The sequence below is a fragment of the Bacteroidota bacterium genome (assembly GCA_018266835.1).
Lineage (GTDB): Bacteria > Bacteroidota > Ignavibacteria > Tepidaquicellales > Tepidaquicellaceae > JAFDZO01.
This window is the reverse complement of sequence record JAFDZP010000001.1, coordinates 1-22,296: the sequence shown is the minus strand read 5'-3', so window position 1 is coordinate 22,296 and position 22,296 is coordinate 1. Positions and strand designations below refer to the sequence as shown.

General features: G+C 36.9%; 19 protein-coding genes. 14 read left to right on the top strand and 5 right to left on the bottom strand.

What is annotated here, in order from left to right; translation table 11 throughout:
• The first annotated feature begins 13 nt into the window (after window positions 1-13).
• Window positions 14-1,474 (top strand): T9SS type A sorting domain-containing protein, encoded by a 1,461-nt coding sequence (locus JST55_00095; protein MBS1491872.1) that lies wholly within the window; start codon window positions 14-16, stop codon window positions 1,472-1,474.
• A 108-nt stretch (window positions 1,475-1,582) separates the two neighbouring features.
• On the opposite strand, the gene JST55_00090 is transcribed toward JST55_00095, so the two are convergent.
• Together JST55_00090 and JST55_00085 are read right to left on the bottom strand one after the other, a co-directional pair.
• Window positions 1,583-2,155 carry a superoxide dismutase family protein gene (locus JST55_00090; GenBank protein MBS1491871.1) on the bottom strand — a complete coding sequence of 191 codons (573 nt, stop codon included), beginning with the start codon at window positions 2,153-2,155 and terminating at the stop codon, window positions 1,583-1,585.
• 140 nt (window positions 2,156-2,295) lie between these two features.
• Window positions 2,296-3,573 (bottom strand): T9SS type A sorting domain-containing protein, encoded by a 1,278-nt coding sequence (locus tag JST55_00085; GenBank protein MBS1491870.1) that lies wholly within the window; start codon window positions 3,571-3,573, stop codon window positions 2,296-2,298.
• A gap of 490 nt (window positions 3,574-4,063) precedes the next feature.
• Between JST55_00085 and JST55_00080 the strand changes: the two genes are divergently transcribed.
• Window positions 4,064-5,125, top strand: coding sequence for a hypothetical protein (locus tag JST55_00080; GenBank protein ID MBS1491869.1), 1,062 nt, complete (start codon window positions 4,064-4,066; stop codon window positions 5,123-5,125).
• Window positions 5,126-5,203: 78 nt separating this feature from the next.
• On the opposite strand, the gene acs is transcribed toward JST55_00080, so the two are convergent.
• Both acs and JST55_00070 read right to left on the bottom strand, forming a co-directional pair.
• Window positions 5,204-7,162, bottom strand: a complete 1,959-nt coding sequence (gene acs / locus JST55_00075) for an acetate--CoA ligase (protein ID MBS1491868.1) — start codon at window positions 7,160-7,162, stop codon at window positions 5,204-5,206.
• A 212-nt stretch (window positions 7,163-7,374) separates the two neighbouring features.
• Complete coding sequence (locus JST55_00070) at window positions 7,375-10,311, bottom strand: T9SS type A sorting domain-containing protein (GenBank protein MBS1491867.1); 2,937 nt, start codon at window positions 10,309-10,311, stop codon at window positions 7,375-7,377.
• A gap of 186 nt (window positions 10,312-10,497) precedes the next feature.
• Between JST55_00070 and fabD the strand changes: the two genes are divergently transcribed.
• The 8 genes from fabD to JST55_00030 all read left to right on the top strand — a co-directional run bounded on the left by fabD (window position 10,498) and on the right by JST55_00030 (window position 16,300).
• Window positions 10,498-11,427: an ACP S-malonyltransferase gene (gene fabD / locus JST55_00065; GenBank protein MBS1491866.1), complete on the top strand. Its 930-nt coding sequence runs from the start codon at window positions 10,498-10,500 to the stop codon at window positions 11,425-11,427.
• Between the two features lie 4 nt (window positions 11,428-11,431).
• On the top strand, window positions 11,432-12,124 hold the full coding sequence (locus JST55_00060; GenBank protein MBS1491865.1) for a DUF3109 family protein: 693 nt from the start codon (window positions 11,432-11,434) through the stop codon (window positions 12,122-12,124).
• Window positions 12,124-12,846: a 3-oxoacyl-[acyl-carrier-protein] reductase gene (gene fabG, locus JST55_00055; GenBank protein MBS1491864.1), complete on the top strand. Its 723-nt coding sequence runs from the start codon at window positions 12,124-12,126 to the stop codon at window positions 12,844-12,846. The genes JST55_00060 and fabG overlap by 1 nt, the downstream gene beginning before the upstream one ends.
• Before the next feature lie 23 nt (window positions 12,847-12,869).
• Window positions 12,870-13,232, top strand: coding sequence for a hypothetical protein (locus JST55_00050; protein ID MBS1491863.1), 363 nt, complete (start codon window positions 12,870-12,872; stop codon window positions 13,230-13,232).
• Between the two features lie 48 nt (window positions 13,233-13,280).
• The gene (locus JST55_00045) at window positions 13,281-14,840 is read left to right on the top strand and encodes a methylmalonyl-CoA mutase (GenBank protein ID MBS1491862.1); all 1,560 of its coding nucleotides are present in this window, start codon (window positions 13,281-13,283) and stop codon (window positions 14,838-14,840) included.
• 113 nt (window positions 14,841-14,953) lie between these two features.
• A complete protein-coding gene (locus tag JST55_00040) occupies window positions 14,954-15,166 on the top strand; it encodes a hypothetical protein (protein ID MBS1491861.1) in 213 nt (70 codons plus the stop codon).
• A complete protein-coding gene (locus JST55_00035) occupies window positions 15,156-15,491 on the top strand; it encodes a hypothetical protein (protein MBS1491860.1) in 336 nt (111 codons plus the stop codon). The genes JST55_00040 and JST55_00035 overlap by 11 nt, the downstream gene beginning before the upstream one ends.
• Window positions 15,492-15,592: 101 nt before the next feature.
• Complete coding sequence (locus tag JST55_00030) at window positions 15,593-16,300, top strand: SDR family oxidoreductase (protein MBS1491859.1); 708 nt, start codon at window positions 15,593-15,595, stop codon at window positions 16,298-16,300.
• Between the two features lie 9 nt (window positions 16,301-16,309).
• Here the strand turns inward: JST55_00030 and JST55_00025 are convergent, their stop codons facing one another.
• The gene (locus JST55_00025) at window positions 16,310-16,768 is read right to left on the bottom strand and encodes a hypothetical protein (GenBank protein MBS1491858.1); all 459 of its coding nucleotides are present in this window, start codon (window positions 16,766-16,768) and stop codon (window positions 16,310-16,312) included.
• A gap of 284 nt (window positions 16,769-17,052) precedes the next feature.
• On the opposite strand from JST55_00025, the gene JST55_00020 reads away from it, so the two are divergent.
• From JST55_00020 to JST55_00005, 4 genes are all read left to right on the top strand, one after another.
• The gene (locus JST55_00020; GenBank protein MBS1491857.1) at window positions 17,053-18,756 is read left to right on the top strand and encodes a proline--tRNA ligase; all 1,704 of its coding nucleotides are present in this window, start codon (window positions 17,053-17,055) and stop codon (window positions 18,754-18,756) included.
• A complete protein-coding gene (gene maf, locus JST55_00015) occupies window positions 18,756-19,343 on the top strand; it encodes a septum formation protein Maf (protein ID MBS1491856.1) in 588 nt (195 codons plus the stop codon). Before JST55_00020 ends, maf begins: the two co-directional genes overlap by 1 nt.
• Window position 19,344: 1 nt before the next feature.
• Window positions 19,345-20,328, top strand: a complete 984-nt coding sequence (locus tag JST55_00010) for a flippase-like domain-containing protein (protein ID MBS1491855.1) — start codon at window positions 19,345-19,347, stop codon at window positions 20,326-20,328.
• Between the two features lie 103 nt (window positions 20,329-20,431).
• Window positions 20,432-22,296 (top strand): exo-alpha-sialidase (locus JST55_00005; protein MBS1491854.1); only part of this gene is annotated, 1,865 nt, incomplete at its 3' end.

Sequence of the window (22,296 nt, the reverse complement as noted above, 5' to 3'; positions counted from 1 at the left end):
CACTTAACAAATAATGAAAAAAATATTTACAGTTCTTTTATTGATTGCATTGTTACCCTCATTACATGCTGCAATAAAAAATGTCCCTTCACAATACGTAACAATTCAGGCCGGCATTAACGCTGCAGTTGACGGTGATACGGTTTTAGTAGCTCCCGGGACTTACTTTGAGAACATCCATCTCAGAGGAAAGAACATAGTAGTAACTTCAACTTTTTATCAGACATTTAATTTATCATTAATATCCAATACAATTATAAACGGAAGCATCCCTCTCAATTCCGATTCTGCAAGTGTAGTACGCATTGTTTCCTCAAACAATGATTCCTTAGCTGTTCTTCAGGGATTTACTATCACAGGCGGTCAAGGGACTTTCTGGCAGGATGAACATGGCGCTGGCCGATACTGCGAAGGCGGAGGAATACTCATGCAATACACCCGCGCAACGGTACAGTTCAATATCATAAAAAATAATCAGGTAATAAGAAGACCATCAGGCATTGCAAGCACAGGCGGCGGCGGAATTAGAATGGGAGACGGACGTGCTAAAATTCTGAACAACATTATTTTCAATAACGAAGGAATGTACGGCGGAGGAGTTGTGCTTAATTACAGCAATTCCCAATTAAAGAATAATGTGATTTTTAATAACAGAGTTTATCAGGCAGTTGCTTCAACTCCGACTTATGGAGGCGGAGGTGTATGGACAAATGGCAACAGCACCACAATTTCTATAGTAGAAAACAATACAATAGTAAATAATTCATCTGCCGGAGCCGGCTCATCAGTTGCAGGACAAGGAGGCGGGATTTTAGTAAATGCTGTACCAACTACTATAAGAAATAATATTGTCTGGGGCAACACTGCTACAGTGAGTTCGATTACTTTAAAACAGATTGCAGACGGGTTTTCAGGCACTGCTGCAGTTACGTATTCATGTGTACAGGATGGTTATACAGGAACAGGAAATATAACATCAGCACCGCAGTTTGATTCAACAAATTATTTAATTTCTGCTTCATCGCCATGTATAGATGCAGGAAATCCAGGCGCAGCATTTAACGATCCTGAAAGCTCAACACCCGGACAGGCTAAATTCCCAGCAAGAGGAACTCTGATAAATGATATGGGTGCATACGGCGGTCCTTTAAGTAAATTAATTGCAAATACTATGGTAGGCGTACAGGAACCTGTTTCTTTAGTAAGTTCATTTCAGTTAAAGCAGAACTTCCCGAACCCTTTTAATCCAACAACTAAAATCAGTTACGATATTAAAAGCGCAAGTTTTGTATCACTGAAAATTTACAATTCTACAGGGAAAGAAGTTACTGAATTGGTAAACAGAGTGCAAACACAAGGAAGTTACTCAATAAATTTTGATGCAGGAAGTTACGGACTTGCAAGCGGTACATATTTTTATAAATTAACTAGCGGAACTGAGTCTATAACAAAGACCATGCTTCTTATAAAATAATTTTAAATAATTTTCATTTCTATAATTGCTGTAAAAAGAAAACCCTTGTATGAAAAATATACAAGGGTCTTTCTTTAATAACATTTAAAATCTGAAATCTGAAATCTATCAGTGTCTTCTATAGGTATTTAATTGTATAACTCCGCAACCTATTCTGCTGCCTGAGTTACCGCTCGGGTCAGTTTTTAAATCATCTTCTTTTTCATGTATAATAGCAGCTTTACCAATAATGCTGTTAGTTCCTTTAAAGCTTAATGTATAGTCAGTAAAAGTAAACTTTGCTACACCGTAGTCATCTGCAATTATATTTCCGAAGTCACCTTCATGTCTTTGCTCGGAATGCGTGCTTCCGTGTTTCATACCGCCCGGATTAAAATGTCCGCCCGCAGTTGAAAAGTCAGGACGGTCACATAATCCTTTTTCATGAATGTGGAATCCGTGTTTACCGGGAGTCAAACCATAAAGTTCACCTGAAATGCGGACGCCTTTTTTCAATCTTGTGAAACGGATAACGCCGGTAATTCCATCGTATGTGTTACCGGAAATTACAGCAATTGCCGTTACGGTTCTTTTTATCGTCCCTTTGGATTTTGATGTATCAGAAGTAGATGTTTTTGTCTGAGCATTTGAAACAGTGCTCAGTAAAAAAATAGAGAAGAGGATTAATACTAGGTTTTTCATTTTAACAATGTTTAGTTAAGAACAATATCTTAAAAACTTAATAGTGATGAAAGGAAAAAAGTTTCAATTAAAAACAAAAAGCGACGGGGTAGAAACTCCGCCGCCTTGTATAATAGGGAAATTTAACGACAAATTAGAAATTACTTTATCAGCATCATTGATTTTGTTTCTCTAAATCCTTCTGATTCAATTGTGTAAAAATAAATTCCGCTGCTTAAATCGCTTCCGTCAAATTTGACTGAGTAATTGCCTGCAGTTTCGTATTCGTTAACAAGTTCAGAAATAAGTTTACCTGTTGTATTGAATACTTTAAGTTTTACAAATGTATTTTTCGGAATTGAAAAATTTATATTTGTCTGAGGATTAAATGGATTAGGATAATTCTGTTCCAATAAATATTTGGAAGGCATTTGTGAGTTAATTGGCTCTACACCAACTACTCCCGAAAGGAAAATTATTTTTCCTGCATCTCCGACTGCCCATATATTTGCAGTGCCGCCGGTGGAAAGTCTTCCCATAGAAATATGTGAGTAAGCTCCGCTCGGGCAGGTTTGTGATGACCATGTTGTCCCGTTATCCCCGGAAGTATAAATACTTGTGCTGGCAGTGTTTCTTGTAAACCACCATTTTAAATTTTTGCCGGTGATGCCGCCAATGTTAGCGGTTCCGCCCGGAGCATTAGAAACTACAGTCCAAGTCGTTCCGCTGTTTGATGTTGAGAAAAGTGAGCCATTAGAGCTTGCTAATCCCTGAAACGGATAGTTAAACCAGATTGCTCCAAAGGTAGCAGATGTTGCACCTGTTTGTTGAGCTGTAAAAGTTGTTCCTGAATTTGTTGAATAATAAATTTTGCCTGTTGCTGTATTTGTAACGAACCACATTTTTGAACCGGATATCATCATGCCGTTGTTCCAGCTGGCTTCGCCTGTACCGTCAAGTCTGATGCCGGTTGAGTCCCAGCTTAAACCGATTGTACCTGTATTCCAGAGTGACCATCTGTTACCAACGGGGTCACCCATCATGTAACCGTTTAATCCTCCTGTAAGCTGAACTGAATTAATGAAGCCTCCGGTTTGTGTAAATACCTGAGACCATGATGTACCGCCGTTAGATGTTCTGTAAACAAATGCGTTTCCGGAAATTGTACCTGTAACTAAAGCAGTTTGTCCGTCAACGCCCCAGATGTTTGAGCCACCGAAGGTTGAGGCAATGTTTCCCAGGGCATTAATCCATGTTGCGCCGCCATCCGTTGTTCTGAGAACGACACCTGCGCCGCTTGCCCAGCAGATCTGGTCACTGACTGCAGAGACTGATTTTAATAATGCCGTTGTTCCGCTAGTTTGCTGAACCCATTGTGCATTGAGGGAATTTAATATAAAAGTAAAAATAAAGAGGGAGGTAATTAGAATTTTTTTCATAGCTGATTTTCGTTTTTTAAAATTAAAAAACGTGCTTTGTATTTTAAATGCGATTACGAATGGTAAGTGATTATTGTTTTTTAAAATTGTGCATACTAAGTTAATACCAATATTATCAATGCAAAGAATAAGGTATATGGAATTTATTTTAACATCACTTAAAATGAAGTTAGATTAACAATTTTTACTTTAAGAATTCTAAATCATCAGTGTAAATTTTAAAAATACTCCCGACAATTTTTTCTGTTTGTGAGATGGTTTAAATGATATAATATTTGAAGAATTAAATAGGCTAATTTATTTTTCAAAAAGTCGATTTCATTTACTTTAAAATACGGAATAAGGTTACAGAATTTTTAGTTTGATTTTAAATAAATATTAATTAAATTAATGATACAAATCTAAATCAAGTAAGTATATAGGATAAAATTTTATTGCTTTTGTTTTTCAATTTAAATGGAAAAGCAATTTCATAATTTAACCCAATCCTATGAAACTCTTATTTGAATCAATCATTAAGTATTTCATTGTCTCACTTTTTATCGGCATTACTTCATTCTGTTTCTTTGGATGCAAATCAGATATGCCGGTTGATTCCTCACCTTTCAGGAATAGTAATATTTATAACTTTACAACAATGTATGTTCCTCATGATACTATTATAAGAATGGCAGCTGGAGATTCACATACAGCATTTATAGAAACACTGGGGCATGTTTATCAAATAAAAGATGGCGTCACAACTGACCTCTCAAATACGGATACGACATTCAGCTGCAATGCAACTAATTTTTATGATGCAAATTATTTTGTAATGAGCGGATATAAATCGCCGGTTGTTAACGGCTATAAGATTCCTCAGTTCAAAATTTATAATAACGGAGTTTTTACAAAGGTAAACTTTCAGGACTCTTCTCTCTTTGGATATAACGTTGTTTTATATACTGTATCACCCGGGAAGTTTTACTTTATGCTGTATCAACAGAATAAGCTTTACTTGTTCGATAATGGAATAGTAACTTCTTATTCTTTGAACAGTACACCGGGAACAATCTTTAAATCACAGGGGAATCTTTATCTTTATGCGAATTCGTCACCCGGTTCAGGAAACGATATTTATAAAATCACCAATGAAGGAGTTAATTTTTTACGAAGAGAACCTATTGAAATGCATATAACTCAGTACAGATTAGAGAACGATTTAATAAAAGTAAGAACATTGAATAATGAAAATATTTTCTCATATTTTACTGAAAACGACTGGACAGATTTTTATACTTTTAATACTGAATCTACTCTCGATAGAATTTGGCACGTTACAGGTGAATCACGAAATAAATTTGTAATGATATTGAATGACAGTAATTCAATATTTTCAGTTTATGCATGGGATAGAAATATTTTGAAAAAGCAAGAAAACTTTCCTGAAGGAATTGGTTACGGAACAACAACGGGCTACATCACAGCAAGTGATTATAAAGATAATACGTTTTATTTTTATTATTATAACGTGGGTGGAAGGCTGGTCAGAGGAAATTATGTAAGGAATTGAATATAAATAAAAAACCTGATCACGTTGTATGTGATCAGGTAATTCTTAATTCATAACTCTAAATTCTTAATTTTAAAACTACTCCTCTTCGCCCTCTCTCAATTTTTCAAGTACTGCAAAGTCTTCAAGAGTAGTTACGTCGCCTGTTACGCTTCCGCCGGCGGCGAGCTCTCTTAAAAGTCTTCTCATAATTTTTCCGCTGCGGGTTTTTGGCAATGCGTCTGTAAATCTTATTTCATCAGGTCTTGCAAGGGCGCCGATTTCCTTCGCTACCCATGCTTTAAGTTCTGTCTTCAATTCATCACTTGGTGTGTGGCTGCCTTCAAGTGTGACGAATGCAAATACTGAGCTGCCCTTCATTTCATCCGGCTTGCCGACTACTGCAGCCTCTGCGACTTTAACATGTGCTACTAATGCAGATTCGATTTCAGCAGTGCCGAGTCTGTGACCGCTTACGTTTAGTACGTCGTCAACTCTACCCATGACCCAAAAGTATCCGTCCTTATCTCTACGTGCTCCGTCACCTGTAAAGTACATTCCTTCAAACTCGCTCCAGTATTGTTTTTGATATCTCTCATCATCTCTGTAAATTGTTCTGAGCATTGAAGGCCATGGCTTGCGGATTACAAGCAGACCGCCCTGGTTAGCAGCTACTTTCTTGCCATCTTTATCCAGTACTTCAATATCGATTCCGAAGAAAGGCAACGTTCCGCTTCCCGGCTTCGTTGAAGTTGCACCCGGAATTGGCGAGACCATGATAGCTCCCGTTTCCGTCTGCCACCATGTATCAACAATAGGACATTTCTCCTTACCGATAACTTTGTTATACCACATCCATGCTTCAGGATTAATAGGCTCCCCTACTGTTCCAAGCAGTCTAAGAGAATCGAGTTTATATTTATCTACCCAGTGAGTTCCCCATTTAATAAATGCTCGGATAGCTGTAGGCGCTGTATAGAAAATTGTTACTTTGTATTTATCAATAAGCTTCCAGAATCTATCAGGCTCGGGATAATTGGGTGCTCCTTCGTATATTAAAACTGTTGAACCGTTTTGCAAAGGACCGTAAACAACATAACTGTGTCCCGTTACCCAGCCGATATCGGCAGTACACCAGTAGATATCATCGTCTTTTAAATCGAAAACATATTTGGAAGTAAGATAAGTTTGAACAGAATATCCTCCTGTAGTATGTAAAATTCCCTTTGGTTTACCTGTAGTTCCGCTGGTATACAATATATAGAGTGGATGTTCTGAATCGAGTTTTTCAGCAGGACAGTTATTATCAACTGCGTCCATTTCAACGTGATACCATTTATCAAGCAGGTCATTCCATCCGATTGGAGTTCCCGTTCTTTTTACTGCTATACAATTCTTAATTGTCGGGCATTTCGGCATAGCTTCATCAACGTTTTTCTTTAGCTCAACAAGCTGCCCTCTTCTGTTAGCACCGTCGGCAGTGATAACCATACATGCTTCTGCATCGTTTATTCTATCGACTAATGCATGAGCCGCAAATCCGCCAAAGATAACTGAATGCACTGCGCCAATTCTTGCGCAAGCAAGCATTGCAATTACGGCTTCAGGAATCATAGGCATATAGATTACTACCCTGTCGCCTTTCTTTACATTATTATATTTTAAAACGTTTGCAAATTTCTTTACTTCATTTAATAATTGACCGTATGTATATGTTGCTGTATCACCGGGCTCACCTTCGAAGAACAAAGCAACTTTGTTTTTTCTTCCGTTCTCAACATGTATATCAAGACAGTTATAAGAAAGATTCAATTTGCCGCCTACGAACCATTCTGAGTGAGGGGCTTTCCATTTCAAAACCTTTTTCCATTTTTTAAACCAGTGTAGTTCTTCAGCAGCTTTGCCCCAGAATTTTTCAGGATTCTTAATAGACTGCGCATACATTTTTTTATACTGGTCAAATGATTTTATGTGAGCCTGCTCGGAGAATGCTTTCTTCGGCTTGAATAATCTTTTTTCTGTTGATAAAGACGTAATGTTTTGTTCTGATGAGCTCATAGTGTTTTATTATAAAATAAAATGTTGAGAAATTTATTGAATTTCAGAAATTACGAATTTCATCGGTTAAATAAAATTTAAATTTGAGAAAGGATAACCACCCCTAACCCCTCCTTGAAAAGGAGGGGAACATTTACTCTAAATAAAAAGCCCGATGATTTTACAATCGCCGGGCTTTGAATTTATTAACAACTCTTAACTATATCTAAGAACTACTTAATAAGCATCATTCGTTTTGTTTCAACGAAGTCTAACGATTCAATTCTATAGAAGTAAATTCCGCTGGCAAGTGTATTTGCGTTGAAATCCACTGAGTAAACACCTGCAGGTTTTACTTCGCTTACCAACTTTGCTACCATCTTTCCAAGAACATCATAAACCTTCAAAGTCACAAAGCCCTGCTTAGGTAATGAGAAGTTTATTTTTGTAGTCGGGTTAAACGGATTCGGATAATTCTGAGATATTTCATATTTATCAGGTGTAAGTGTTAACGGAGTTCCGCCAATACCCGTTGCTACTCCCGCTATGATATCATCAATATATAAATTGTTTCCGTATGCGCTTTTGGCGTTGAATCTTACTTTATTTGTACCGATAGGCATTGTGTAAACTTTAGTTGCCCATTGAGTATTTGTCGGTGTGAATGACGAAGTTGATGAAACAGTTGACATTATAGAGGAAGAATTTACCCCTGATGACAAGGATGTTGACTGATACATTCCTATTAATCTTGTCCAGGTCGTTCCGTTATCCGTTGATGTTTCAACAACGCATGAATCAATTGCCGTAGCTGAATAATATGCAGCCGCATAATTGAACCTCAAATAATTGCTTCCTGCAGTTACAGGTGGAAATTGGTTTGATACCAATGTCTGCGAACCTGTCGTCGCAGTTGCAGTCCAGAAGTCATACTTTGCGGAAGCTGTTCCATGACCATAACCACTAACAGTAGCTCTTGTCCAGTATTGAGTACCTGTTCCGGTAAGTGTCCAGAAAGCCGGCGGGAAAGCAGCATCAGTGAAATCCTGATACAATGGAAGAAGGCTTGCTCTTCTTAATGTAATTTGTCTGTCAGGTCCAGTTGAATTTATAGAATCTGTAGCATAAGCTCTGACTCTCCAGTAACCGACAACTGAATCCCCGGGTGCAAGACCAAAAGAAGCCAGCAGAGAATCTGCCTGAGAAGTTCTGAAAGATAAAACTGTATCGTATCCAAGATTATTAGAAGTTAATCTGATTGTAGCAGGATCAGAATATGAGGCTCCTGTTTTAAACAACCATTTATAAGCTGCGCCTCCGTTGCCGGATTTATTCCATATTATATTAATAGGGGTTGGATCTATCGGATTAGTTACAATTCTAAATCCTGTAGCAGGAGATACTAAATTGAAAGCAGAAATTGTAGTTTGCTGTCTTCTGAATGTAATTGCCCTCGGCCCGTTAGTTGACTTGATAGAGTCAGCTCCCGGCGAGCCCGGATTTTTATAAGCCCAGATATCCCATTGACCAACGAGTGAGTCTGAAGCTGTTCCGTTATTGGTAAATCCTGCCGATGCAAGCATTGCATCTAATGCTCCAAGTGTTGTGGTAATGCTATTGGATGAAGCCGAAATAGAAATTCTTCTTGGAGTAACAACATTTCCAAATATAAATCTATAATTAATTCCCTGTGATGCAGTATCCCACGTAATTGTTACAGGGACATTTGAACCGCCGATAGTTACTATTCTTGCTCCGGCAGTTGGAGTTTGTAAATTGAATGCGCTTAGGGCAGTTCCGAACGGATCATATCCATCCAATACTGTTACTCCTGTATTAGCTGAGTCTAACCAGTCTTTCACTCTTGTTGATGAAGTCGAACCGTAATCCCATGACATTGAGAACTTTCCATAGAAATCCCAGAGCTGAGATGCTCCGCAGGCAGAAGGTCCGCCATGAAGCTGACCGATGAATCTCTGATTCTGGTCATACATTGGTGAACCTGAGGAACCGCCTTCTGTAACTGCAGTATTACCGTTAATTGCTGACCAGTTTACTTTCCAGTGTGAATTAGCAGGAGTGCCTGACCATGTATCACTTGTGTATGGAACTAAACTGAAAGATATCTTTTTGATATCTCCGTCAGGGTGATGGATACCTGCGCCTGAAGTTGCGCCGACATCTGCTCTGTTCCAACCTGCATAATATACATTATAAGAAGATGGCGGTTTGCTTGATAATTTCATCAAAGCAAAATCAGATGCAGCATTATTTGCAAGCAATGTAGCGCCAGTGATTGTAAAATTTGTAGGACCATCAATTATTGAGCAGTTCGGACTTTCATATTTGAACATGAAAATCCATGTTGTAGTAGAACCGGAAAGACAGTGGTTTGCTGACATAAAAAATGGTGTTCCGTCATTTCTTGTATTATTTAATAAAGAACCCGAGCACCATCTGGTACCGTCAGATAATAATACCATAGCAACTGAACGGGATTGCTTTTTCCAAGGATCACCTAGCGGGCAGTTCACGTTTATTTCGCACGAACCTGATGTTCCGAAATCATCGGTGAACGCCTTCATAAATCTGAAAATATCTTTGTATTCGTGAACAACAGATGAGACATTCAGTTCAGGAGTTTCAGATACTCCGGCGGGCACATTTAATTCAAGAACAACTGTTTCTCCTTTTACAGGAGCGGTTGAGAACATTCTTTCAGGTATATTGTTGTTTTCGTCAAATGCACCCAATATCATTGTTCTATCCTGACTGTATACAAAAAACTTACATCCCTTTGGCATATAGAATTTATTGTAAATAAAATTTAATCCGAAGGCACCTGCAGATGTAATTTCTACTCTCCACACTTTGCTTCCATCGGCTAAAGTATTCCAAGTACCGGCATTTGTTAGTCCAATGTTGACTGAATAGCCATAACCAAACCTGAACGGAATATCCTTCATTGCTGATTCAATCTTATCCTGCCTCTTTACTTCTTCCATATCGAAGCCAGGCATTATTTTTTGTTCTATATTATTTCTTTCAAGATTTCTTAGAATGCTGAGGGGTGTTCCGGGCGAACTGATTTGTGAATATGTTAAAGATGAGAACGCCAAGAATCCTAAAGCAAACAGAACTATCCTGAAATGAGAAATAGTGGTTTTCATTTCATTTAGTTTTATTTGTTTAAAATATTCTGACTGGGTGTTTAGATATAATAATTTACAACTATTTATTTTAAAATGTAAGATTTTTCCTTATGACATGGGAAAATATCTTAAATTGAATGTCTTTTACATAATGACTAACTTTCAAAACAATCAGTTTTTTATAGAATTTAAGAAGACGAAACATTGAGTAAAATTGCTTTTATATTTCCGGGACAGGGCTCCCAGGCAGTTGGAATGGGAAAAGATCTGTTTGAAAAACATGCTTTGGCAAATGAGCTTTATCATAAGGCTGATGAGATTATGGGATTTCATCTTTCAAATCTATGCTTTGAAGGACCTGCAGACGTTCTTAAAGAAACACACATTACACAACCCGCACTTTACGTTCACTCATATATTTTAACACGATTAATCGGAGATAAAATCAAAGCAGATGTTACTGCAGGGCATTCACTCGGTGAGTACACTGCAAACGCTTACGCTGAATCGTTTTCATTCGAAGACGGACTAAGACTTGTGAAAAAAAGAGGTGAGCTTATGAAGAACTCGGGAGTTCAGCAGCCCGGCACTATGGCAGCTATTATAGGATTAGATGATACCAAAGTAACAGAAGTCTGTGATAAAGCAGGCGAAGGAAAAATTGTACAGCCCGCTAATTATAATTCTCCGGGACAGATTGTTATTTCAGGCGATGTTGAAGCAGTTCACCGCGCAATGAAAATTGCAAAAGAGGAATACGGCGCAAGAATGGTAAAGGAGCTTGAAGTGAGCGGAGCGTTCCACTCAAACTTAATGCTTACATCAGCAGAAGAGCTTAGACTTGCAATCAATACTACAAATTTTAGTAATGCAAAGATTCCTGTATTCTGCAATGTAGAAGCCGAGCCGTTTGAAAATAAAGATAAAATTAAAAATGCTCTTTATAGACAATTAATGTCATCGGTTAAATGGGAGACCTGTATAAGAAATATGGTACATGCTGGAGCGACTATGTTCTATGAAATTGGTTCAGGAAAAGTTTTAACAGGTTTAGTTAAAAAAATTGATCCGTCAGTTAAATGTTTCAACATTTCAACTGCGGAAGATCTTGATAATTTAGAAAACTTAAAATAATAATTTGGAACACAATTCAGAAGATAAAATTGCCTCAGGTACTACTCACGAATATGAGATAACAAACGGAGACGAAGTTGTAGAATTTGACGGACAGAAAGTTAACACTTCTATTTTTACACAAGGCTTTGTTGCAGGCTGTGATATGAAAATCTGTTTCGGCGAGTGCTGCAAATCAGGTGTTTACATGGATAAACATTTTCCTGAAGTCATACTTGCTCACAAAGACATGATTAAAGATGTAATGAGCGCTGACCAGATAAAAGACGAGTCGCAATGGTTCGATGAGGAAGTGGTTGAAGATGCTGACTTCCCTTCCGGTTATGCAGCAGGTTCAAATATTTATACTGATTCAAAAGGTGTGGAGAAATGTGTTTTCAATGACGAGAATCAGTATTGTTCTTTACAGGTTGCAGCAGTTAAAAATGGAATGCATAAGTGGGCAATTAAGCCGACTTACTGTATCATGTACCCCGTAACCATAGTAAATAAAATTTTGACATACGACGATGAACACTCACAGGACTTAGCTTATTGCGGAATTGATAAAGAACACAATTTCACACAGACTACATTTGACGGAACAAGAGAGGAAATAAAATATGTACTTGGAGAAGATATGTACAATAAAATTGAAGACTATTATAAACAGAATTACACCCCTAAATACACAATCAAATTACCTGAAACAAAATAATGGATTTCACAGATAAAGTTGTAGTAGTTACAGGCGGTTCAAGAGGAATCGGAAAAGCAATTGCTGAGTCATTTTTAAATGACGGAGCTACGGTTATAGTTACATATAAAAATGCAATTGATGAAGAGTACTTCAACTCAAAAAATATAAAGCATCATAAATGCGATGTTTCTGATATAAAAGCTGTATCAGAATTAGTGGATGCCTTAGTAAAAGAGTTTGGCAAGATTGATATACTTGTAAATAATGCCGGTATTACAAAAGACGGATTGTTAATGAGAATGTCAGAGGAAGATTGGGATGCAGTTATTGATACAAATCTCAAAGGAGTATTCAACTTTACAAAAGCAGTTTCACGTCCCATGATGGGAAAGAAGTCAGGTAAGATTGTAAACATCACTTCCATTTCAGGTGTAATGGGTAATGCGGGACAGGCAAATTACTCTGCTTCAAAGGCAGGTGTTATCGGCTTTACAAAAGCTGTTGCAAAGGAACTTGCTTCAAGAAATATTAATGTGAATGCAATCGCTCCGGGATTTATTGAAACTGAAATGACAGACAAACTCAGCGAGGAAGTAAAGAAAAATTATCTGGCAAGCATTCCAATGAAAAGATTTGCGAGCACAAAGGAAGTTGCAAGCGTAGTAAAATTTTTAGCATCGGATGATGCATCATATATCACAGGTCAGACACTCTGTGTTGACGGCGGTATTGTAATGTAATTTTAAATCTATAAAACAATTTTATGAAATATTTATTAGTATTACTTTTTATAACATCAATTGCGCTTATGTCCTGCAACGAGAAGAAACTCAACTTAGTAGATAAAGTATTCGTATATACAAACGGACCCGAAAAACAGATGGCAGGTTTCGATGAAAAATATATTTATCTGAAATGGGATGATTCATTGGGAGTTGCGACACATAAATCAGAATATACAATTAAGACCATTAATGATTCAACATACACAGTAGAGCTTAAAGAAAAGCCAAAATACTGGGAAAAAAACTCATGGGATATTATAGCAATTAATGCAAACGAGTTTTATTCAAAAGAATCAAAGAAACACTATAAGTTTTTAAAATCGGGCGTGGACATTAAGTAATTCTAAAAGTGATTTTGAAAAGTAATTCGAAAAATTAACCCTGAGAAGATGGCTAATCGCAAAGAAGAATTCAAAACAGATTCAGGAATTGTTTTTCCTGAATATCTAACATCTACAAATCAGCAGGCAAATCCCGGCACATTCGATTTCACACGCGGCGTGCACCAGTCAATGTACCGTTCAAAATTCTGGACAATGCGTCAGTACGCAGGCTTCGGAACAGCAGAAGAATCAAATCAAAGATATAAATATTTAATAGCAAACGGCTCGTCGGGCTTATCCGTTGCATTTGATTTACCAACGCAGATCGGATATGACTCAGATGATAAAATGTCCGAAGGTGAAGTTGGTAAGGTCGGTGTAGCGATAGATTCATTGAGAGATATGGAAACTCTCTTCGATGGAATAAAACTCGCAGATGTAACAACTTCGATGACAATCAATGCAACTGCATCATTGCTATTATTAATGTATGTAGCAATAGCAAAGAAACAGAATGCGGACTTGAAGAAAATATCCGGCACGATTCAGAACGATGTATTGAAAGAATATATTGCCAGAGGCACGTATATTTATCCTCCGAAGGAATCTATGAGACTTATCACCGATATTTTTTCATGGTGCAGTGATAACTTACCTTCGTGGAATACAATTTCAATATCGGGCTATCATATAAGAGAAGCAGGCTCAAACGCAGTGCAGGAAGTTGCTTTTACTTTATCGGATGGAATTGAATATGTAAGACAGGCAATAAGCTCGGGTCTTGATGTGGATAAATTTGCAAAACGTTTGTCATTTTTCTTTAACGCCCACAATAATTTCCTTGAAGAAGTTGCGAAATTCAGAGCAGCAAGAAAAATATGGGCAAAGATAATGAAAGATATGTTCCATGCGAAAGATGAGAACAGCATGAAGCTTCGTTTCCATGCGCAGACGGGCGGCTCGACTTTATCAGATAAGCAAATCGATAACAATATTATAAGAGTAACAATGCAGGCGCTTGCTGCAGTAATGGGCGGATGCCAGTCATTGCATACAAACGGAAAAGATGAAGCGTTGTCACTTCCGACTGAAGAAGCAGTACAGACTGCCTTAAGAACACAGCAGATAATTGCTTATGAAAGCGGAGTTGCAGATACTGTTGATCCAATGGGCGGTTCATACATTGTTGAGCATCTTACAAATGAGATTGAAGATAAAGCCTGGGAATATATTCATAAAATAGAAGAGATGGGCGGAGCTACCAAGGCAATTGAAGTAAGATATCAGAAAAGCGAAATAGAAAATAATTCATATAATTTTCAGATTGGATTGGAGAAAGGTGATAATATTATTGTCGGTGTGAATAAATTCACAACTAAGAATGAACCGATTCACGAAGTAAATAAAATCTCCGATGAAGTTAGAAATATTCAGATTGCAAAGATCAAAAAACTGAAATCAGAAAGAGATAATGAAAAAGTTAAAGCTCAGCTTGAAGTGATAAAACAAAAAGCGATGACGAGTGAAAACCTGCTCCCCTATTTCCTTGAGGCAATTGAAAGCTATGCTACCATAGGTGAAATTTCCAATGCACTGAGAAGTGTATGGGGAGAATACAAAGGGTAGAATTAATAATCTCGTTAAGATAGAGTAATCTTAACGAGATTTTATTGCTTATCAATTCCCTTTTCAATTAATTTTTCTCTTTTTATATTATTTTTAAAGAACAAAGCAAAATCATGAATATAGAATATATAACAGATATAAACGGAAAGAGGAAATCAGTTGTTATTTCAGAAAAAGACTGGAATAGGGTTAACAAATCCTATTCTCAGAAAATCAAGAAGCTAGAAACTTTACTCGATATTAAAAAATCATTTCAAGAAGTCGAGCAACATAGAAATGGTAAAAAAAAATTGAAAACTTTAGCTGAAGTTTTAAATGCACTATAATTTTTTCACTTCTTCCAGATTTGAAAAGGAAGTAAAAAGATTGTCAAAAAAATTCCCATCTTTAAAATCAGATCTATTAAAGCTCCAAAAAGATATAATATACACAGCTAACTTTGGTACACCTCTAGGGAAAAATTTATATAAAATCAGATTAAAGGTCAAAAGTAAATCTAAAGGAAAAAGTGGAGGATTCCGAGTAATCAATTATATAGAACTTAGTCTGAAAGAGGATTTATCTGATATATATCTTTTAACAATTTACGATAAATCGGAAACAGGAAATATTTCAGTTAGCGAGGTTCAAAGTATATTAAGAACAATTTAATCTTTTTAAATAATTACTTGTCCGCTTTAAACAAATTGCTAATTGATAATTGAAAAACTATTTTTGTATTATCAATCAAATTTTGCAATTAAATTTTTGCAGTGCAAAAAGTTATCTGGGTTACAGGAGCATCAACCGGAATTGGAAGAGAAATTGCAAATGAATTTTCCAAAGCCGGGCATATAGTAGTTGTGACAGGAAGAAGAAAATCACGTCTTGTAGCAATTGCAAGCGAGATAAAATTCGCAGGCCGAGAAGCAACTGCGTTTGTATGCAACATGCTCTCCGAGCGCAGCATAATAGGAACTGCCAAAAGGATAAGAGAAAAATACGGAAGGATAGACTGCCTGATAAATAATGCGGGAGTTACATCTTTCAAATCATTCCTGGAAACAAAATCATTCGATTTCGATAACATCATTAATACCAATCTCCGCGGTTCATTTCTCGCAATGAAATATGTACTTCCTCAGATGATTAAAAATAAGAGAGGACATATTATCAACATTTTATCAATTGCAGCTACCCATGTTTTTGAAAACAGCACAGTTTACTCTGCATCAAAGGCGGGATTACTTGCGCTAACAAATTCTTTAAGGGAAGAAGTAAGGCATTTAAACATTAAAGTCTCTAATGTTCTGCCCGGTCCTACTGAAACAGCAATGTGGGATAGCAAGACCAGACAAAAATATGCAAGCAAGATGATGACTCCTAATGAAGTCGCTCAGATTGTAGTAAGTATTTTTGACCAGCCCAAAAAAGTTGTAATAGAAGATATTACAATAAGACCAATCAAAGGTAATATATAGTATTTTATTCTACTTTTTCAAAGGTGATATACCCATTATCTCAGTATGATTTATCATACCTCCAAGATGCGCCGTCCATGCCATCATTCCGTTGAGTCCAAGTATTAGTACAAAAAAAGCAATCGCAACCCACATAGGGATATGCTTAGGTTTTCTGTAAATAAAAAGTGCAGTCAATGCAAGCACTCCTACTACGTCTGAAGCAATAAATGCCTTCTCGGCAAATTCTTCGTGAGCGTCTATAAAATCGGAATTAACACCTTCAATACTCACAACGCTTCCCTTTGAATTATCACCGGAAGTATAGACAACAATCGTTACCAGCGTAACAAGAAAAAGAATAACAAGGCTGAGTTTTTTTATTTCATCGCTTCTTTTGAAAAAACCCCAAAGAAGTACAAATGCTGCAAGCGCTGTTCCGATAACGGGGATATGGTTAAGCAGAATGTGTAGGTATGCAGAGCTCATAAATTATTTTAAATTGATTTTTATCACAATAGCCAAAATTTATTTTTTTTACAACGCAGTATTATGTGTTGCAAGTTGTAGGTTTAGTGCGCTACAACTTTGAATTAAATATTTATTAAACGCAAAGAAGTTTTACTTAAATAAATACTTCAAATTTTGCAGAACTTCGCATCAAACTTTGCGGTCTTTGCGTTTAACTTATCTCTGAACAAATCCCGTAATTTATTTCTGAATTGAATTACCAAATATATAAAGTTATTTTGAATGCTTATCAAAATAATTCAATGCGATTAACACAGTTTTTTTTACCGACTATCAAAGAAGAGCCTGCTGATGCAGTTGTCACTTCACACAAATTAATGATTCGTTCCGGAATGATCCGCCAGCTTACTTCAGGCGTGTATTCTTATCTCCCTTTCGGTCTCAGAGTTTTCAAAAAAGTTGAAAAAGTTATCAGAGAAGAAATGAATGCAATCGGGGGACAGGAATTTTTCCTTCCCGCACTCTCCCCTAACGAACTTTGGAGTCAAACCGGAAGACTTGAAGATTACGGTGATACAATATTCAGAATAAAGAACAGAGAGCTTGTACTTGCTCCGACTCATGAAGAGGTTTTTTCAACAATAGCGAAGAGCAACTTAATTTCATATAAAGATTTACCACAGATCTGGTATCAGATACAGACTAAGTTCAGAAATGAAGCACGTCCACGCTCAGGCGTATTGAGAGGCAGACAGTTTACTATGAAGGATGCTTATTCGTTTGATTCTACATGGGAAGCTTTAGATGTATCATATGAGAAACATGCGCAGGCTTATCGTAATATTTTTACACGCTGCGGATTGAATTTCTATGTCGTTACTGCTTTCAGCGGTGCAATGGGCGGAAGCGATTCAGAAGAGTTCATGGTTGAATCTGATGCAGGCGAAGACAACATTGTAGTAACTGAAAATAATTCTTACTGCTCCAATATAGAAGTTGCAGTTTCTTACATTGATAAAGTTGAAAGAAAGAATTCCAATCTTGAACCCGAAGAATTTCATACACCGGACATAAAAACAATTGAGCAGCTTGCAAAATTTGTCGGAACAGAAAGCGACTGGACAAGGTTAGCAAAGTCACGTTTATTTGTGAACGGCGATTCATATGTACTTACACTTGTCTGCGGAGATGATGAAGTCAGTGAAACTAAACTTCAGAATATCTTTGGGCAGAATATACGCCCCGGACATCCTGAAGAACTTATGTCAATCAGCGGTGCAGATGCAGGTTCTATAGGTCCCTTGAAAATTTCTAACCCAAAAATTTCAGTTATTGCAGATTTAAGATTAGAAGATGCAGATGAATTAATCAGCGGAGCAAATAAAAACGATTATCACTTTAAGAATATTGATTTAAAAAGAGATGTACCTTCAATTAAATACTATGATATAAGAACAGTAAAAGACGGCGAGCTTACGACTGATAAAAAAGATAAGATAAGAATTACTAAGGCAATTGAAGTCGGGCACATATTTAAATTAGGCACAAAATATTCTGAAGCTCTCGGTTCAACTTTTTTAGATGAGCAGGGAAACTCACATCCGATTATCATGGGAAGTTACGGAATCGGAGTTGAGAGAATTGCGGCTGCGCACATTGAACAGAATCACGATAAGTTCGGAATAATCTGGAACGGTGAAATTGCTCCTTTCCAGGTACAGCTTATTTGTGCAAATACGAATATCGATAGCGTAGTAAGTTACTCGGAACAGGTTTATAATGAACTTAATGAAAAAGGAATTGAAGTTTTATATGATGACAGAAAGGAAATATCTGCAGGATTTAAATTTAAAGATGCTGATTTAATTGGAACACCAATTCATGTTATCTTAGGCGAAAAGAATTTAAAGAACGGCAACGTTGAGATTAAAATAAGAAAGACGGGCGAGAGACATATTATTTCAAAAGATGATTTAATGAACAAACTTCAAGAGCTTCTAAAATAATGTCTCTAAAAAAAATATTAGCTGCAAAGTATATTCTTGCATCGAAGTCTCAGCGCAGAGCAAATTTATTAACACAGATTGGATTAAAGCATAAAATTATTGACAGTAAATCTGAAGAGCTGGAAGTCGCAAGGTATAATCCTATTAAGCTTGTTCAGATAAATGCATTAAAGAAATCAAGAATAGTTGCTGAGGGTTATAAAAACGAAATAATAATAGGTGCAGATACTATTGTACTTATAGGTAATACAATCCTTCATAAGCCTGCTACTTTAAAAGAAGCAAAACAATATCTGAAAAAGCTAAGCGGAAAGAAACATTACGTTTATACCGGATTGAATGTTATCAATACAAAGAACGGCAAAGAGCAATTTTCATATGAAAAGACTGAAGTAGTTTTCCGAAAGCTTAACGATGAAGAAATTAATTATTATGTGAATAAGTTTAAACCATTGGATAGAGCAGGAGCTTACGGGATACAGGATGATTTCGGCTGCCTTTTTGTTGAAAAAATTATCGGTGACTATTATAATATAATGGGACTACCGCTTGTAAATCTTTACAGTACAATTAAAAAAGTAATCTGATTTGTTTTCCAAATACAAAAAGAAAATTTTACTCTCAGCTGCATTCGGGGCGCTGATATTTTTAGGTATCAGTCTCTATGCTGATTTTGATAAGCTGGTAACTGCTTTAGGAAAATTCAACTGGTGGTACTTTCCTGTTATACTTTCACTTTCATTTTTAAATTACGTAGCAAGATTTTTTAAGTGGGAATATTATCTTAAAATTTTAAAAATAAAAGTCGCACCTCTTCTTAGCTTCAAAATTTTTTTATCTGCATTTGTAATGAGTGTTACTCCCGGGAAAATGGGTGAGGTTTTAAAATCTTATTTGCTTAAAGAAGAAACCGGAACGCCTATTGCAAAATCTGCCCCAATAATCATTGCCGAAAGAATCACTGATTTTATTTCAATAATAATTATATGTATAGTCGGAGCATATTTTTTTGATTATGGTCGCACTATTATCATAGGAGTTGGAATATTTTTCATAGGAGTAACTTTAATTCTCAGCTTTCAAAAGCTTTCGTTAGCAATTATAGATTCATTAGAAAAGATAAAATTCATCTCAAAACATGTTCACAAAATTCATGTCGCCTATGAAAGTATATATCAGTTAGTAAAAATAAAACCACTTCTGATTGCTATTTTAATGAGTTTTGTTGCCTGGGGATTTGAATGCGGCGGATTTTATTTTGTATTAAAAATTTTCTCATCTACTTCAAATATAGAAACCAGTCTGCTTACCGCATCATTTATTTATTGCTTCTCAACTCTTGTCGGGGCTATTGCTATGCTTCCGGGAGGACTCGGTGTTACAGAAGCATCTCTCACCGGACTTTTAATTATCTTAAAAATTCCTAAAGATGTTTCCGCTGCATCAACCATTATCATTCGCGTAGCCACTTTATGGTTTGCAGTAGTTGTTGGGGTAATATCAGTTTACTTCTACAATAAACATTCAAAGCATAAACTTGACGAGCTTGATGCTCTTGAAAATCAATCCTAAAGTCCTAAAAACTCTTACACTTGTAACTTGTTCATAATTGATTTTAAAATCCGAATGAGTTAATTTGACTTTGTTAATTTAAATTAAACCTTAAGGAGAAACCGTGAAGAAGTTAATATTACTTTTTTCACTAGTTATCATTGGCTTTGTGTATTTCACAGGTCAAAAAACGGATGAAAGCCCCAGGTGGTCTTTCAATCCTCAGATGATGGCAGCACAAAAGAACGGCGCGCAGCTCCCTGTTGCGACTGATCTTGGAATAGAACAAAGATCTACAGATTCGAGAATTGTTTACACACCACAACAAACTCTCGTTATTAACCCAAGTATCAGAGTGTATCCTTCGCTAAACCAACAATGCGAAATTTACATGACAAGAGACCCGGTTAACCCCCAAATTTTATATGTAGCTTCACAAAATATTGTAGGCGGCGCTTCTATCAATGCCGGTACTTATGTTTCAACAAATGGAGGAACATCATGGTACGGTACTGATACACTCGGCGCTCCAAGTCAGGCAGACCAAAGAGGAGATCCAGGTCCTGCAATTGATAAGAACGGAAGATTTTTATTTACACACCTAACATCTACAACCAACTTCGGCGGTTTGAAAGGTATGGGTGCAAATTATTCAACTAACAAAGGTGTAACTTGGTCTTCTACTTTTGATGTTGTTTTAGATGCTAACTGTGATAAGAATTTAGCAACTTCAGACAACGCACCTGCCAGTCCTTACTATGGTAACACGTACATGGCATGGACAAGCTTCGGAACAACTCCCGGTAACGGAAGATTCTCCAGAACAACAGACGGCGGCGTAAGCTGGTCAACACCAATAGTTTTAAATGCAACACCAACAGGACATAATGCACAAGGACATGACGTTGTAACAGGTCCTCAAGGACAAGTTTATGTGACCTGGACAGCAGGTATTTCTTCTTCACCATTTACGGAAGATTTTATCGGTTTTGCTAAATCAACTAACGGCGGATTGAATTTCACAGTTACTGAAAATGCTTGCGATGATAACGGTTCACGTTCATCTTCATTCAACGGATGGGGTATCAGAACAAACGGTTTCCCAAGAATAGATTGCGATAAATCAGGCGGACCCAGAAATGGCAATATCTATATTGTTACATCACAAATTAACTTAGCACCTGCAGGAACTGACGCTGATATTATTTTAAACAGATCAACAGATGGCGGTGTAACATGGTCACCAAACATCAGAGTAAACCAGGATGCACTTAATAACGGAAAAGTACAATTCTTCCCTTGCGTTAGAGTTGACGAAGCCGGCGGCGTAAACGTAGTTTATTATGATAACAGAGATTTTCCATCTTCAGGTGACTCTTGTACAGTATATATGTCACGTTCACTTGACGGCGGTACCACATGGACAGACCAAAAAATTGCAGACCACAACTTCAAACCAAAGTTATTACCGGGCGTAAACACAATGGGTGATTACATTGGCGTAACTTCAGGTAACGGTAAATTATATGCTGCATGGATGGATGATAAGAATGCATCAGCATCAACATTATTCCAGACATGGGTTGGTTCAGTTACAATTTCTTTAAATGCTTTAAGCCCATTCAATATTCAGACACCTACAGCAGGTGCAAGAATTGTTACATTCCCGGGTTCAACAACTCCTGTGACAATTACATGGGATACAGCAACAATTACTGCAAATTATAAATTCATTTTCGGTGCTTCATTACCGACAAGAAGATTAACGATTCCTGCAGGTCAAAATTCAATCACAACAACGTTAGGCGCTCTTGATGATATTTTAGCTGCTAACGGATTTACAAATACAGGTGCAGCAACTGACTCAGTTGTTGGTCAATGGGATGTTTGGGCATTCAAAGCTCCCGGAGCACCGGGCGCTGATTCATTAAAATCAACAAACGGTCCGAGAGCATTAACATTAAAAAGAGGACAGGTAAACGTAACTCC